The 15,283-nt window shown below is 42.4% G+C and carries 11 protein-coding genes and 1 tRNA gene; 5 read left to right on the top strand and 7 right to left on the bottom strand.

Annotated elements, in window-relative coordinates; all coding sequences use genetic code 11:
• Nucleotides 1-368 precede the first annotated feature (368 nt).
• On the top strand, nucleotides 369-1,301 hold the full coding sequence (locus tag HMPREF0999_RS05465; protein WP_005859470.1) for a FimB/Mfa2 family fimbrial subunit: 933 nt from the start codon (nucleotides 369-371) through the stop codon (nucleotides 1,299-1,301).
• A 713-nt stretch (nucleotides 1,302-2,014) separates the two neighbouring features.
• On the opposite strand, the gene HMPREF0999_RS05460 is transcribed toward HMPREF0999_RS05465, so the two are convergent.
• Nucleotides 2,015-2,088, bottom strand: a tRNA-Met gene (locus HMPREF0999_RS05460).
• A gap of 203 nt (nucleotides 2,089-2,291) precedes the next feature.
• Between HMPREF0999_RS05460 and HMPREF0999_RS05455 the strand changes: the two genes are divergently transcribed.
• The 4 genes from HMPREF0999_RS05455 to HMPREF0999_RS05440 all read left to right on the top strand — a co-directional run bounded on the left by HMPREF0999_RS05455 (nucleotide 2,292) and on the right by HMPREF0999_RS05440 (nucleotide 7,220).
• Complete coding sequence (locus tag HMPREF0999_RS05455; RefSeq protein ID WP_005859472.1) at nucleotides 2,292-2,675, top strand: START-like domain-containing protein; 384 nt, start codon at nucleotides 2,292-2,294, stop codon at nucleotides 2,673-2,675.
• A 102-nt stretch (nucleotides 2,676-2,777) separates the two neighbouring features.
• The gene (locus HMPREF0999_RS05450) at nucleotides 2,778-4,703 is read left to right on the top strand and encodes an LptF/LptG family permease (protein ID WP_009275387.1); all 1,926 of its coding nucleotides are present in this window, start codon (nucleotides 2,778-2,780) and stop codon (nucleotides 4,701-4,703) included.
• Nucleotides 4,704-4,727: 24 nt separating this feature from the next.
• Nucleotides 4,728-5,945 (top strand): bifunctional 3,4-dihydroxy-2-butanone-4-phosphate synthase/GTP cyclohydrolase II, encoded by a 1,218-nt coding sequence (locus HMPREF0999_RS05445; RefSeq protein ID WP_005859476.1) that lies wholly within the window; start codon nucleotides 4,728-4,730, stop codon nucleotides 5,943-5,945.
• An 81-nt stretch (nucleotides 5,946-6,026) separates the two neighbouring features.
• A complete protein-coding gene (locus tag HMPREF0999_RS05440) occupies nucleotides 6,027-7,220 on the top strand; it encodes a pyridoxal phosphate-dependent aminotransferase (RefSeq protein ID WP_005859478.1) in 1,194 nt (397 codons plus the stop codon).
• Between the two features lie 155 nt (nucleotides 7,221-7,375).
• Here HMPREF0999_RS05440 and tsf read toward each other — a convergent pair whose 3' ends face one another.
• The 6 genes from tsf to HMPREF0999_RS05410 form a co-directional block, all read right to left on the bottom strand.
• The gene (gene tsf / locus HMPREF0999_RS05435) at nucleotides 7,376-8,365 is read right to left on the bottom strand and encodes a translation elongation factor Ts (RefSeq protein ID WP_005859480.1); all 990 of its coding nucleotides are present in this window, start codon (nucleotides 8,363-8,365) and stop codon (nucleotides 7,376-7,378) included.
• Nucleotides 8,366-8,509: 144 nt separating this feature from the next.
• Entirely contained in the window at nucleotides 8,510-9,346 is an 837-nt protein-coding gene (gene rpsB, locus HMPREF0999_RS05430) for a 30S ribosomal protein S2 (protein WP_005859482.1), read from the bottom strand.
• A gap of 140 nt (nucleotides 9,347-9,486) precedes the next feature.
• The gene (gene rpsI / locus HMPREF0999_RS05425; protein WP_005859484.1) at nucleotides 9,487-9,873 is read right to left on the bottom strand and encodes a 30S ribosomal protein S9; all 387 of its coding nucleotides are present in this window, start codon (nucleotides 9,871-9,873) and stop codon (nucleotides 9,487-9,489) included.
• A 5-nt stretch (nucleotides 9,874-9,878) separates the two neighbouring features.
• A complete protein-coding gene (rplM, locus tag HMPREF0999_RS05420; RefSeq protein WP_005859486.1) occupies nucleotides 9,879-10,334 on the bottom strand; it encodes a 50S ribosomal protein L13 in 456 nt (151 codons plus the stop codon).
• A 195-nt stretch (nucleotides 10,335-10,529) separates the two neighbouring features.
• Nucleotides 10,530-11,162 carry a porin family protein gene (locus HMPREF0999_RS05415; protein WP_005859488.1) on the bottom strand — a complete coding sequence of 211 codons (633 nt, stop codon included), beginning with the start codon at nucleotides 11,160-11,162 and terminating at the stop codon, nucleotides 10,530-10,532.
• Between the two features lie 332 nt (nucleotides 11,163-11,494).
• Nucleotides 11,495-14,704, bottom strand: coding sequence for a DUF6383 domain-containing protein (locus tag HMPREF0999_RS05410; protein ID WP_009275385.1), 3,210 nt, complete (start codon nucleotides 14,702-14,704; stop codon nucleotides 11,495-11,497).
• Between the last annotated feature and the right edge of the window lie 579 nt (nucleotides 14,705-15,283).

Genomic DNA, 15,283 nt, shown 5'->3' with positions numbered 1-15,283 from the left:
AAAACGCAAGATTTAAACGAACGTTTTTTACTGTCGTTTTAATAGACGTTAACAACAACTGCATTCCTATCACACAACAGAGGCAAGGCTATCAATAAGGACCAGCGATGATATATTTACCACTCAAATTGACAGGAATAAACCCATTAACATTATTTAATCATCATCCGAAACATGCATCAACAGAGGAATATAGAGGTATAATGATAGTTTTACCCACTTTTTTGATAAAAATACCCATCACAAAAGATACAACCTATGATTTTTATACATACATTTGCGATGTAGTGATAAGGAAAGACCGTTGAGGGGCGGTCAAAAAAACCAAGTCACTTAGATTAAGGGTAAAGCATATAAAAAGTAGGGTCATGAAAAGGGGTAATTTTTTCGCAAATTGCGTATTTGCGGTTTCTGTTATTTTAACAGTTTTGTCATTCTCCGCTTGCACGGATGATTCAAATGACGTAGTAGCAACAACAAGTGAGGTTATTGAACAAGCCGAAGTACCATTCTCCGTGGTATTAAAAGCAATGAATTCAGATGGTAACGACATTACGACCAAGGGAGAGGTGAATGGAGCTACATTATTTGTCTTCGATCAAAACAACGATTTCTTCGAGCAGATTAATGTAAACAAATCTACAATTTTATCTCGCCGGGCTATAGACATTAACTGTCCGAACAGTAATGACATAACCGTGATCGCATGGAGTGGAATCAATTCTGGAAACGAAGAGATTTCAAACATGAGCAAAGCCAATATTATATCCGATTTGCAAGTCAGCCTAAAAGAGAATAACGGCATAGCTAATATTCCGAGCGATTTGTTCTATGGACAAGTTACGCTTCATAAGAACTCTTCAACAAAATCCACCGTATCAAACGAATTACAAATCATTCGCAAAACTTCAATTTTCCAGCTTTCAACAAAAGGACTGATCAAGTATCTAGGGAGTAATGCCGGAAATTTTGAATATCGAATTAAAAATACAAAAAGCTCATTGGACTACAATGGCAACCCAACAGGAGAAGAGGTTGAATTCGCTTTCCCCGCTTCTTTTGACGAAAAAGGTAATTTGACAACAGAAACCCAAGCCATTTTTCCGGCTCAAAATATAACGGTAGAGCTTTACAAGGACGGCAATCTTATTTTTTCTAGCGAAAAAGACAAAAATGGAGAATTATTCGCTGCAACCCCCGGAAAACGCACCGAGATCACTTTCAAGTACTCCGGAGAAGTTTCGGCTAATATTACAATTGCTGACTGGGCAACCGTTATCCAACATATAACAATGAATTAAGATACCCTCAATTTTTATATGCTTTGGCGCACGTCACGAGATTAGAGAATTTCGGGCGTGCGCTGTTTTTCTCTCAAAAACCGCATTCTCCGTGATAGGAATACCCATGATATTGACACGAACACCGTCTTAACTTTATTTAAATACTAACGAAAACCCGCTTCATCACAAGGTTCACTCCACCTGTTGATAGTTTTACACACTAAGCTGATATAAATACCGATCAAATAAAGATACAACCTATGAATATTATGAATATATTCGCAACAGACATTAGGGTAAGCATATAAAAATCACAGCAGGGTCACTACATAAACAAGGGTAACTAGATTTAAATTTTATATGCTAAACGCACGCTTCAGATGATTTCCGAGGCGTGCGTTATCTATATGATAGAAATACATTCTCCTATTGAGACAAATACCATCACTCAAAACATTTAGACATACATATCTTTGTATTTATAAATCAAGCAAAGCAATTTGCGAAATTTTACCCTATGACCCTGCTTACATATATAATTACCCTTAAATTATGATGTAGGCAAACCTAATTAACATAACCGCGAGGTTACATAATTATTTTGCCTGAACAATCAAGATCGTTTACGAGAAAGATTGTTCAGGTTTTTTTATCCTCCCAAAAGACCATCTGATAGCAAAAGAAAAAAGGACATAAAAAAGGAGATCGAAAAATCGACCTCCTTTTCTAGGTAGCGAGACCCGGGATTGAACCGGGGACCTCATGATTATGAATCATGCGCTCTAACCAGCTGAGCTATCTCGCCATCATTTTATTGTCACTGTTTCTCTTATTGACGGTGCAAAAGTAGGGGTTATTTTTGAATTACACAACATTTTCAATAAAAAAATTCGCTTAATTTTTAAGGTCTCCACCTAAACAGTTAGTTATTAGATACTTTTTTCATCATTAAAATTAGTCGTTTTCAAATCTTTTACGTATCTTGCGGCAAATATAAGGATAAGAACAATGAAGAAAGAGAAGTTTCATATCGAATACATTTTCGATAAAGTTTCACGACGAAGCCTGTGGAATCACCTAACCACCGCTTTGGGACTTTCCGCTTGGTTCGCCGACGAGGTCATTATAAATGATAATCTCTATACCTTTAAATGGAGTAAAGAGGCCCAAGAGGCAACAGTGATCGACTCCAAGCCGGAGAACTTTATCCGTTACCGCTGGGTAGACGAGGAAGATGAGAACGCTTATTTCGAATTTATAATCCATACAATCGAATTAACAGGTTCTACGGCACTTGAGATTACGGATTTCTCCGAACCCGGGGAGAAAAAAGATTCCATTAATTTATGGGACTCGCAAGTGGAAGATTTGAAGCGAACGCTTGGTATTTAGAGTAGTTTTACAGAAATCTGTGGGGTGTTATCGTTTTTTACACTACTTTTGCCACTTCAACCAGATTAGGCAATGTTGAGAATAAAACGATTATATACATTTATGCTGCAGACATTCCTGCCGTTGTTTCTTATGACATTCGGTATTTGTCTGTTTATTGTGTTGATGCAATTTCTTTGGCGATACATCGACGATATGGTGGGAAAAGGCCTTGGCATCCCTGTATTAGCGGAGATGTTTATGTATGCGGCTTTGTTCCTTGTCCCAATGGCACTTCCCTTGGCTATTCTATTAGCCTCATTAATGACTTTTGGAAATTTAGGGGAACGTCTGGAATTACTGGCCATGAAGTCTGCCGGGGTATCATTGATACATATCATGCGTCCTTTGATCGTAACGCTCCTATTCGTGAGCGTGGGAGCCTTTTTCTTCCAAAACAACGTAATGCCCGTTGTCCAAGTCAAGCTATATACATTATTATATTCCATGCGCCAGAAATCACCGGAATTGGATATTCCGGAAGGTTCATTCTACAAAGATATTCCCGGATTCAATGTATATGTGAAGAAAAAGGACCCGAAGGACGGTTTATTAAAAGACGTGATGATCTATGATTATTCGGAAGGATTCAATAACGCCCGTGTAATCGTAGCGGACTCCGGACGGCTAAAGACATCCGCCGATAAATTATTCCTTGTCCTATCTTTATTCAACGGAGAATCTTTCGAGAACGTAGGTAAAAGCCAAGCCAACACGACGCAAGCGAGAACCGCCGTCCCCTATCGACGAGAATCATTCAGCAGCAAGGATATCTTGATTGAATTCGACGCGAATTTCAACCGTACCGACGAATCTTTCATGCAGAACCAATATATGGGAAAAAACTTGAAGGATTTACAAACCTCTATCGATTCGATGGGCATACGCTTGGATAGCATCAAGGACGTGAACGCAAAAAGCATTTACGATGCCTCATACGTAAAAACACTAAAGTCCTTACGGGCTAAAAAAGAGAGTGAAGCCGAGGGGCAACCAGACGAGCAGCAGGAAAAATTGCCGGTAATCACTCCTACCATCCAGTTGGATTTCGACAGTCTTTACCTAGCGCAAGCAGCGAGTAGCCAAGCCGCCTTATTAGGTCGGGCCAAATCCTCGATCGAGAATATCAAGACCGACTATTATTTCCGCGCGGCCACGGTTGGCGACGAGGCCTATAAGGTACGCCGCCACTTGACGGAATGGCATAAGAAATTCACGGTATCGTTCGCTTGCATCATGTTCTTCTTTATCGGAGCGCCCTTAGGAGCCATCATCCGTAAAGGAGGGTTGGGCGTGCCGGTCGTTATCTCGGTAATCTTGTTTATCTTCTATTATATTATAGATAATATGGGCTTCAAGATGGCACGCGACGGCGTTTGGGACGCATGGGAAGGTATGTGGCTTAGCTCCGTGGTCCTAACACCTATGGGTATATTCCTAACCTATAAAGCGGTAAAAGATTCTGTTATCTTGAATGCCGACACTTACGTGAATGCCTTGAAGAACTTAATAGGTAAGCGTGAAGGGCGAAAAGTGGAACGGAAAGAGGTGATCATATACACCCCCGATTATGAGGCCACCCTCCCCCAACTGGAGAAATTGGTGGAAGAAAGTACGACTTATCTGACAAACCATAAACGTTGGATCAATTATCTGACATTTTGGAAACAAGGAGGAAAAGATAACACAGCGGAACTGTTAGCTCAAGACACGGAAAATATCGTGGAGGAATTAAGTAATTCCGACCAGAATTTGCTCTTGAATAAATTGATGGACTACCCGGTCATCGGAGGTTACAATAATAAGCTAAGCAAGCATATAAACGGGAAACTTGCTTTGGCTATCGGTATTTTCTTCCCACTGGGATTGCCGATCTACCTATTGGCTACGTACCAACGTAAATTGCTACGGCATGATATCGTTATGGTACAAAAGACCAGTAAGGAGCTGATCAATATGATATATTCATTACATTTGCTAAAAAAATAACTCGGATATAAATAATCAATAAATATGAGCGAGATTCAATTAAACACCATCGAAGAAGCTATCGAGGATTTCCGTGAAGGAAAGTTCTTAATCGTTGTAGACGACGAGGACCGGGAGAATGAAGGAGACTTTATCATCGCGGCCGAGAAAGTAACCCCGGAAAAAATCAACTTCATGTTGAAAAACGGACGAGGTGTATTATGCGCCCCGATCACGGAAGAACGTTGCCAAGAGTTGGAGCTGGATATGCAAGTTGCCAATAACACCTCTTTACTAGGTACTCCTTTCACGATAACAGTAGATAAATTAGGAGGGAAATGTACGACCGGCGTTTCCATGTACGACCGTGCGGAAACGATCTTGGCGCTGGCTGATCCAAAGACCAAGCCATCCGATCTGGGACGTCCCGGACATATCAATCCGCTCCGTGCCCGCTCTCGTGGCGTACTTCGCCGTGCGGGTCATACAGAGGCTGCCGTGGATTTGGCCCGGTTAGCCGGTTTATATCCCGCCGGAGCCTTGATCGAGATCATCAACGAGGATGGAACCATGGCACGTCTGCCGCAATTAATTGAGGTAGCCAAGAAATTCGATATCAAGATTATTTGCATCAAGGACCTGATCGCTTATCGCCTCCGGACCGAATCGATCGTAGAGAACGGCGTAGAGGTAGATCTCCCTACCGAGTACGGACATTTCCGTCTCATTCCTTTCCGCCAGAAAAGCAATGGATTAGAGCATATAGCTTTGATAAAGGGTAAATTCGAAAAAGACGAGCCTATCTTAGTACGCGTGCACTCATCTTGCGCTACAGGTGATATCTTCGGTTCCATGCGTTGCGAGTGCGGAGAGCAACTGCACGAGGCTATGCGCCGCATCGACCAAGAAGGCAAAGGGGTTATCGTTTACCTGAACCAAGAAGGACGAGGCATCGGATTGATGGAGAAGATGAAAGCATACAAGCTCCAAGAGGATGGTTTGGATACGGTGGACGCGAACTTGCATTTAGGCCATCAAGCGGATGAGCGAGATTATGGTGTCGGAGCACAGATCTTACGTCATATCGGCGTAACGAAAATGCGCCTGATGAGCAATAATCCGGTAAAACGCGTAGGTCTGGAAGCATACGGACTTGAGGTAGTAGAGAACGTTCCTATCGAGGTGAAACCAAATCCATACAACGAATTCTACATGAAAACGAAGAAAGAACGTATGGGGCATGTGCTGCATAACATTAAATAGTTATCAGAACGTTGCAAGAATTCCGATTATTGATTACTTTTGTCGCATAATAATAAAACAACCTATACAAAAAGCAATGTCATGACACAAGTCTCAGATCGTTTAGCGAGTTTATCGCCTTCAGCAACATTGGCGATGTCACAAAAGAGCGGTGAGTTGAAAGCTCAAGGTATCGATGTTATCAACTTAAGTGTGGGAGAACCCGATTTCAATACTCCCGACTTCATTAAAGAAGCCGCGAAGAAGGCGATTGACGATAATTTCTCACGTTATTCTCCCGTAGCGGGTTATCCGGCATTACGTAATGCTATCGTTGCCAAATTGAAGAACGAGAATGGACTGGAATATACAGCAGGCCAGATCTCTTGTGCAAACGGTGCCAAACAATCCGTTTGTAACACGGTCATGGTATTGGTAAATCCGGGGGACGAGGTTATCATCCCTGCCCCTTTCTGGGTAAGCTATCCGGAGATGGTGAAGTTAGCGGAAGGAACTCCCGTTATCGTTCCGGCTGGTATCGAGCAAGATTTCAAGATCACTCCAGCTCAGCTGGAAGCCGCTATTACACCTAAGACTAAAGCGTTAATCCTTTGCTCTCCCTCCAACCCGACGGGTTCTGTTTACAGCGCCGAGGAATTGGCAGGTTTAGCGGAAGTATTGAAAAAACATCCGGATATCATCGTTATAGCGGATGAGATCTACGAACATATTAACTATATTGGTAAACACAACAGCATCGCTTCTATCGAAGGAATGAAAGACCGTACGGTTATCGTAAACGGCGTTTCCAAAGCGTATGCGATGACTGGCTGGCGTATCGGTTTCATCGCCGGACCGGAATGGATCGTGAAAGCGGTTAATAAATTACAAGGACAATATACCTCTGGCCCTTGCTCCGTATCTCAAAAAGCGGCGGAAGCGGCTTATACAGGCTCACAAGAACCCGTTGAGGAAATGCGTAAGGCCTTCGAACGCCGCCGTGACTTAATCGTTAATTTAGCGAAAGAAGTTCCGGGCTTCGAGGTGAATAAACCGGAAGGCGCCTTCTACTTATTCCCAAAATGTAGTTATTATTACGGCAAGACAGATGGAACCCGTGTAATCAACAACGCTGATGACTTAGCTATGTATCTCTTAGAAGTAGCGCACGTAGCTTGCGTAGGTGGTACCTCTTTCGGGGCACCCGAGTGTATCCGCATGAGTTACGCTACCAGCGATGAGAATATCGCAGAGGCGATCAAACGTATTAAGGATGCGTTGGCCGCATTGAAATAAGAAAAAATTAAACAGATATACTTACTTGGCAAAGTAAGATATACTGCATTGGACAAGTAAGTATATCTTCTATGGGCAAGTAAGCTATACTTCATAAAAAAGGCGATACATTGGGTTGTATCGCCTTTTTCTTTATATCAAATATGTTACCGCAATTACTCAGCACGCAAAGTGAAACGTTTGAACGCCAAGATTTGTAACTCAGGATCGATCTCCTTCATTGTCTCTCTTACAGTCTTCTTGCCATCCATAATGTCTTCTTGGTTCAACAAGCAAACCTCTTTCAAGAACTTGCCCAGACGACCCTTAGCGATATTCTCGATCATCTGTTGAGGCAAGTTAGCAGCCTTCTCAGCAGAAACAGTAGCGATGATTTCTTTAGCCTTAGCTACATCCTCTGCCGTAATCCAGCCCTTATCCATGTTACTTTCCATGTGAGCCTCGCTGTCTACATGTGAAGGATTGATACCAGCCTTCTTCAATGCAGCCTCTACAGCCTTCTGTACCTGCTCAGCCTTCGTCTTCTCGATAGCAACCTGGATCTCTTTCTCTTTTACAGACTCAGGAACACCAGCCTCATCGATAGCGATCGGGTTCATAGCGGCGATCTGCATAACAATATTGTGAGCGGCTTCCTCAGACTCCTTGTTGAAAGCGGCGATCGTACAAAGTTGGTTCTTACCCATATGGTTGTATACAGTAGTGTAAGCACCTTCAACTACGCAGTAGCCATCCAACTCCATTTTCTCGCCAGTGATACCACTACGATCCGTAACAGCTTCTTGGATAGTACCCTTGCCCATAGGCAAAGCTTTCACCTCGTCCAAAGTACGGCATTTGTTAGCCACGGCAGCGTCCAAGATAGCTTGAGTCAAAGCCACGAAGTCCTCATTCTTAGCCACGAAGTCCGTTTCGCACTTCAAAGCGATGATAGCGGCGAACTCGCCATCCTTCTTAGCCAACACACAACCCTCGGCAGCCTCACGATCAGAACGTTTAGCGGCGATAGCCTGTCCTTTTTTACGGATAATTTCCATTGCTTTCTCGATGTCACCGTCAGACTCTGTCAAAGCCTTCTTACAGTCCATCATACCAGCTCCACTCATTTTGCGCAGCTTGGTAATATCAGCCATTGTTACAGCCATAATCTTATTTCCTTTATCTTTAAAATGTTTATACTTTCAAAAATTGACAATGGACAGTTGCCAATTGACAAATCCTGTCAAAAGCCAACTGCCCATTGTATTTGTATTCTAATTGTCAATTGTCAACGTCAATTGTCAATCGAATTATTCTTCGTCTTTCGCGAACTTACCGGCAACGTTAGCGTTCAACGCATCGTCGTCTTCTTTCTTCGTACGTTCTTTCTTAACAGCAGCTTTTGCCTTACGCTCTCTTTTCGGAGCTTCCTCAGCAGCCTCTGCGTCAATTTTCTCAGCCTTACGCTCTTGCAAGCCTTCGTTCATAGCCTCGCAGATAGCGCCCAAGATAACCTCTACAGACTTTGTAGCGTCATCGTTAGCCGGGATAACGTAGTCGATATTGTTCGGATTAGAGTTCGTATCAACCATACCGAATACAGGGATACCCAAACGGTTAGCCTCGCGAACAGCGATATGCTCTTTCATCACGTCTACAACGAACAACGCTGACGGAAGACGAGTAAGGTCTACGATAGAACCTAAAGTCTTCTCCAACTTAGCGCGTTGGCGAGTGATTTGAAGTTTTTCTCTCTTAGAAAGATTATCAAATGTACCATCTTTTGTCATCTTATCGATAGTAGCCATCTTCTTGATAGCTTTACGGATCGTCGGGAAGTTGGTCAACATACCACCCGGCCAGCGCTCGATAACGTAAGGCATACCTACGGAAGCAGCCTTATCAGCGACAACTTGTTTAGCTTGTTTTTTGGTAGCCACGAAAAGAACTTTCTTGCCTTGTTTAGCCAAGTTCTTCATAACTTCAGCGGCTTCGTCTACTTTAGCAACTGTTTTATAAAGGTCAATGATATGAATACCATTGCGCTCCATGAAGATATAAGGAGCCATAGCGGGATTCCACTTTCTTTTTAAGTGTCCGAAGTGTACACCAGCCTCTAATAATTGATCAAAATTTACTCTTGACATTGTTTTTTTCTTAAATCGTTTACTTTCTTTGTTTAATTTCAACCATCAGGTAGTCTTTCCGCATGTCCACATGTAAAAAGAATCCCGATAATTTAGATACTAAACGCTTCGCTTTACTTGTAAGGGACTCACAAATAACATTAACGTTTACTGAACTGGAATCTCTTACGAGCTTTCGGACGACCCGGTTTCTTACGCTCAACAGCACGAGGATCGCGAGTTACGAATCCTTCCGCTCTCAAGACAGCCTTATCTTCCGGATTAATCTTTATCAACGCACGAGAGATAGCCAAACGGGCAGCCTCAGACTGACCTTTGAAACCACCACCGTCAAGGTTGATCTTAATATCATATTGCTCTGCGACGTTCAACTTTGCTAACGGCTGCTTTACGATAAACTGAAGGATTGAAGAAGGAAAGTATTTTTCCAGCTCACGTTTGTTGATCGTGATCTTTCCCGTACCTTCGCTAACGAATACGCGAGCGACTGCCGCTTTACGTCTTCCTATTGCATTTACTACTTCCATCGTGATTATTTATATGAGTTTATATCGATTAACTTAGGTTGTTGAGCCTCGTGCTTGTGCTCAGTTCCCTCATAAACGTACATGTTGTTCAACAACTTTGCACCCAGACGGTTCTTAGGCAACATACCTTTTACTACTTTACGGAACAGACGGTCGCCACCTTTCTTCAAAAGATCAGCCGGAGTATACTCGATCTGTCCACCGGGATATCCGGTATATCTCAAATAAATACGATCGTTCCACTTGTTACCAGTCAGAACGACTTTGTCTGCATTGATGATGATTACGTTATCACCACAGTCAACGTGCGGAGTGAAATTGGGTTTGTACTTACCGCGCAAAAGCTTCGCTACTTTAGCGCAAAGGCGACCTAACGTCTGGCCTTCAGCATCAACAATGACCCACTCTTTGTTTACAGTTGCCTTGTTTGCAGAAATGGTCTTAAAACTTAAAGTATCCACTGCTTAAAAATTAAATTAATTAATAACTCAAAAAACTAGCCTTACCAACATTGTCACAACGGACACATGATGCAACAACGTGCTAAGAACTAAACTCTTAGTACAATTTGATAATAATCGGCTTGCAAAGGTACGGGTTTTATCCGAAATACCAAACAAATCTAATTATTTTTCAAGTTATTATGAAGATACTCATCACTTACGGAAGTAATACCCCAAAGAGAATGTCACGTTATTTTGATAAACGGAAGTCTCGCCGTCACGCTTCAAGGCACGGCGGTCTATCATGCCGCATAGGGAACTTACGGAAAAGAAAAAGTTACTATATTCTACCGATAGGCCGACGTTCATGCCAAAATCGCAAGGTTTCAAATCCTTCTCCTCGGATACGCCGAAATGGAGATCCGGATTGGTCTCTCGGCTCTTCATCTTGCCAAACAAGGACCAATCAAAGGTAGGACCGGCGAATACGGACAGATGAACGTCCGTGAAGGTAAACGTATAAGCCACATTCACGGGAATCTGCAAAGAGTAATACCAACATTTATTATGAAGCGCCATCCCATGTATATCCTGATTCGAATAATAAGCGCCACCTTGGTTTACGAACGCCACCTCAGGACGAAGCGACCATTTTTTATTCTTACTCAAAGGAATATCCGCCAAACCCGCTATGCTGAAACCGAAGCGGGCTCCCGCCTCATACGTATCCTCCACTTTCTGGATCAACGAAGAATAAGCGCCTCCGGCACGTACGCCGAAAGAAACCTGAGCCATCGCCGGTAAAATCATCATCACGGCAATCAACAACAATCCGATCTTTCTCATAAACTTCCTCATTTGCTTTTCCTTCTAATAGCAAGCAAAGATATACATTTTTCAATAACATCTACATTTATCCTACTGAAACATACAGGAAAGCTACATAAAAAGAACAACTCATGAAAGGGCCGCTCAAAAGTTAGCCCCGATCGCAGAAACGACCGAGGCTATTTTTTTCCCACCTTCCCTCCTCACGGAGGCAACGGTGGATGAACTTTAATTTATTACTTTAGTATTAATATTAATCCATTCCCGCCTATTCGCCCTCACGGGGTACTTGAATCACTACAACTCCCGCAGGAATGATTTTCGATTTATGTTATTTATCGTCATTATTCTTATTTAACGACTGCCTTAACAGCTTCCTCGCCTTCTACAGACACCACAACGATACCTGCCGGAGCAGCGATCGTAGCGTTATCGGAAGTAAGAACCGTGTTAGCGATAGACTTGCCAAGAACGTTCGTTACAGAAACCATCTTGCCAGCCGCACCTTGGATCTCGATCGTACCGTTGCCTGCGATAACCTTGATGCCTTCGGCAGCATCAGCGATAGACTCATTGGAAGTAGGATCACCAGCAGCGATAGTGAAACGCATAGCGTTTTTCTTGTTACCGCTCCAAGACAATTTATCGTTGACACCATATAAATAAGAACCCTTATCAGCTACAGAACGGATACGATAAGCGTTCTCGTCGTCCTCACACTGGATGATCTGAACCTTGAAGTTGTCCAAGCCTCCTAATACACCCTCATCATCAGCCTCTTTAGCCACGGCAACCTTGTTACCTTTAACGATCGTAGTCAAAGTATCCTTACTTTCCCAAAGAGTGGCCGGCTTGAAGACAGCCTTCGTGTCATCCTCGTTCCATTGATACTTTCTGTCGTATGTACCGTCTGCCACATAGTAGTTTACAGAGTCTTTCGGATTGAATAAGAACAGTCTGTTACCATCCTCAACCGTACCTTTGTTAGAGATATAGAAAGAAGGAACTACCGCATCCTTATCTGTTACCTGTAAGTAGAAAGAATATTGATTCTCGTTTACAACGATACCATCACGATCCTCGTTCATGGAGATATAGTTGTTCATCTCGCTTATCAGGGAAATATGTCCTTCCTCAGCGGGATAGCTGATTTCCGGAGCCTCAACAATCAAGTAAGTATTCAATAACCAATCTTGTTGACCACTCGGAGTTGTAGCGATAGGCCATGCATAAACAGAAGACGGAGTAGTATATCGACATTCGTCGATAGAAGCCTTATAAGTAGCGTCTACTACAGACGTCGTATTCGCATTTAAAATAGAAGCGATATTTGAGCTTGTGCTTGTCACCTTAATCAAATAAACAGAACCATCAGCAGCTTGCTTAATCACAAAACGTGTAGTGTTATTTTCGTCAACTAATTCCTCTTGGGCAGACACGTTAGAACTTCCTGCCGGGAAGTATTCCTCGGTTTCAATGCCATCATTGATATACTGCAATCGATAAACATAGGCATAAGCCTTATCACCTCTAGCTTGTACAGTCACACGTCCATCCTTGTTATAAACAAAGCTACGCTCGATGATCGTACGTTTGTTATCCTCTTTCACCAATTGCCATTGAGCGGCGCCAGATACCTCATTTGCGAACTTATCATTCTTATTCAATATATACTCTGAAGTTGCAAAAGGCAAATTATTTTCGGTAGCTGCCACATACCACTTATTAGAAGTCTCGTTGTTATCACGAGCAAAAGCCATCGTCACCAAAGTCTCATTGTCCACGTTCAAGAAACCAGCGTATGGATCAACTTCTGCCGGAGTCAATTCCACGATTAGCTGTTGCATATCAGCATCATCGCCCTCTGCCTCACGATATGTGTTCTCATTTACGTAGATAGCGGTAACTGTTTTGTTATCTGTAGCCAATTCGTAAACATTCTCGCCTAAATCAGTTTTCGGGAACAAGCTAGCTTGGAAATACTCGCCGGTCTCACGGTTCGTGAATGTCACTTTATATGTATCGTCTACACTGGAAATAGCCCATTGATAAGCCGGAGTTTCCAATTGAGAAAGAACCTTAGCTTTCGCAACAAATTGGAACGAACCTCTCTTAACAGCATTCGTCAAATACTTTCCATATACGCTCTTGATGTCTTTCTTATCGACACCCTTACCATCTAAGACACGGATTGTATAAGCAGAAACCTTCGCCTCTGTATTCAACAACTCAATACCGCTCTTCATCCCGGCAGCACCTTGCTTGAATATAAAGTAGTTAATTGGGTTATTGCTAGCATCCGTCAAAGTAGAAGTAGTGGCCAAATAGTAGTTGTCATTGTGCTTCAAGATATGCAACTTCACCTTGGCATCTGCTTGATCCGCTTTGCTCGCTTGTTTGCGGTAACGGAATCGATCCACGTTCAACTCATACGGATAGCCCTCGGAATAACTCTTCTGTACACGGAAGTTAGCGTTGTTTATGGAGATCTCATCGCCAGCGGCTTTCCAGTTGGAAGAAGTTCCTTGATACAAATTCAACTCGCTGATCTTTTTCTCTACCAACATGAATCCATCACCAGACGCACGTCCCGCATTTGTACCTTCCACTGTTTCGGTTGAGCTTAAAACCAAGACAGTTGCGTCCATCCAAGCTTTATAACCGCTAGAAACAGCATTAACTCCGCTACAATCATCCTTATCAGGTGCATTCTCTGTAAAGAAGTACATACCAGCGGGAATCTTCAAATCAGCCGTACTTCCTGAATAGGAAGGATAAGAAGTAGCGTCCACTCTCAAGTCAGAAGGCACATAACGGGCAACGATTCTTTTCTCATTGAATAGATTACCATTAGGCTCGCTAGTCTGATCGGAGTCCAATCTTTTTGAGACGAAAGAGAAACCTGCCGTGTTATACAAATCATTCAACTCATCAGCTCCCACAGCCCCTAATTCCTCTGATTCTACCGCATAGAAAGATAAATCAAAAGACGAAGCCGTAGTTGAAATTAAAGAGCCACCAGCACTCCATTTTAACTGGAATACATCACTCTTATTCCCGTTATAAGCGAATAGAGCCTTCTCGCTTGCAGTATATTTACCTGTTGTTCCGATTTGAGTAGCTCCAAATGCAAAAACATCTTTAATCACATTTCCAGAAGCCGCACTATTCAATTCTACGGCCTCTGAACCAGCAGTCGTGTTGACACGTAGAGTCTTACCTGTGGCTACATTCTCAAATTTGTACGAATAAGCGCCCAAATTCTCTGTTACGGTAACTTTCCAGATATACTGCTTTACATCATCTTTCTTGTCATCCGCAATAGAAGTAGCTTTATAATCAAGAATACCTTCTTGTAATACACCATCCTCGCTTACAGAAGTAAAACCATACGCTAAACCGTTGGCATCCGTCATCACATAAGCTCCGGATTTCAGTTCCGTAACAGCACTACCCAAGCCCAATAATCTTTGAATAGAGTTTTGAGCGAAGGCACTACCGCACAGCGACCCTGCCACGAGCAGACCCGCCGTTAACAATGTAGAAATCTTCCTGTTCATAATTTAGAATTTAATATTAATAATAGTGTTAATTAAGCACTTAGCTATTTTCTGATAGCAGACTACCGTTAGAAAACGACTAGTCTAAACCATCGTTTAGATCTTGCGTTTTTCGAGAGATACAAAGGGGAGTTTGTGGAAGGAAGAGCTTGTTTCGTAAAGGATAGCCTATCCTATTGATAAGAAAGCGAATAAGGCATGAAAAAAATAACACAGAAGGGTTGCAAGTGTCAAAGAAATGCGTACCTTTGCAAATGACTAATTAAAACGATCGTTTAAATCAATCATTTTTCTCTTCTATTATTTAATGTACATGCGTACATTAGTAAATACACCATCGAATAATCAACAAAAGTAAGATCACCTTTTGCGATAGATCGGAATATTAGTTTCCCTTGTTCTAGCAAAAATGACACTTTGTAAACAGAACTCCCTGAGATTCGCTTTTTCCAAGCATAAGTACAGTATAAAACGGCTTTTCACACAGAAAAACGCCATTCATAACTATCTTCCATCCGCTAGTTCGAGCACCTCACGAAAACCTCCTGTCACGATATACGGCTTATATCAAGCAAAATA

This window comes from Parabacteroides sp. D25 (genome assembly GCF_000307475.1).
GTDB lineage: Bacteria > Bacteroidota > Bacteroidia > Bacteroidales > Tannerellaceae > Parabacteroides > Parabacteroides distasonis.
This window is presented reverse-complemented; position numbering and strand designations above follow the sequence as displayed.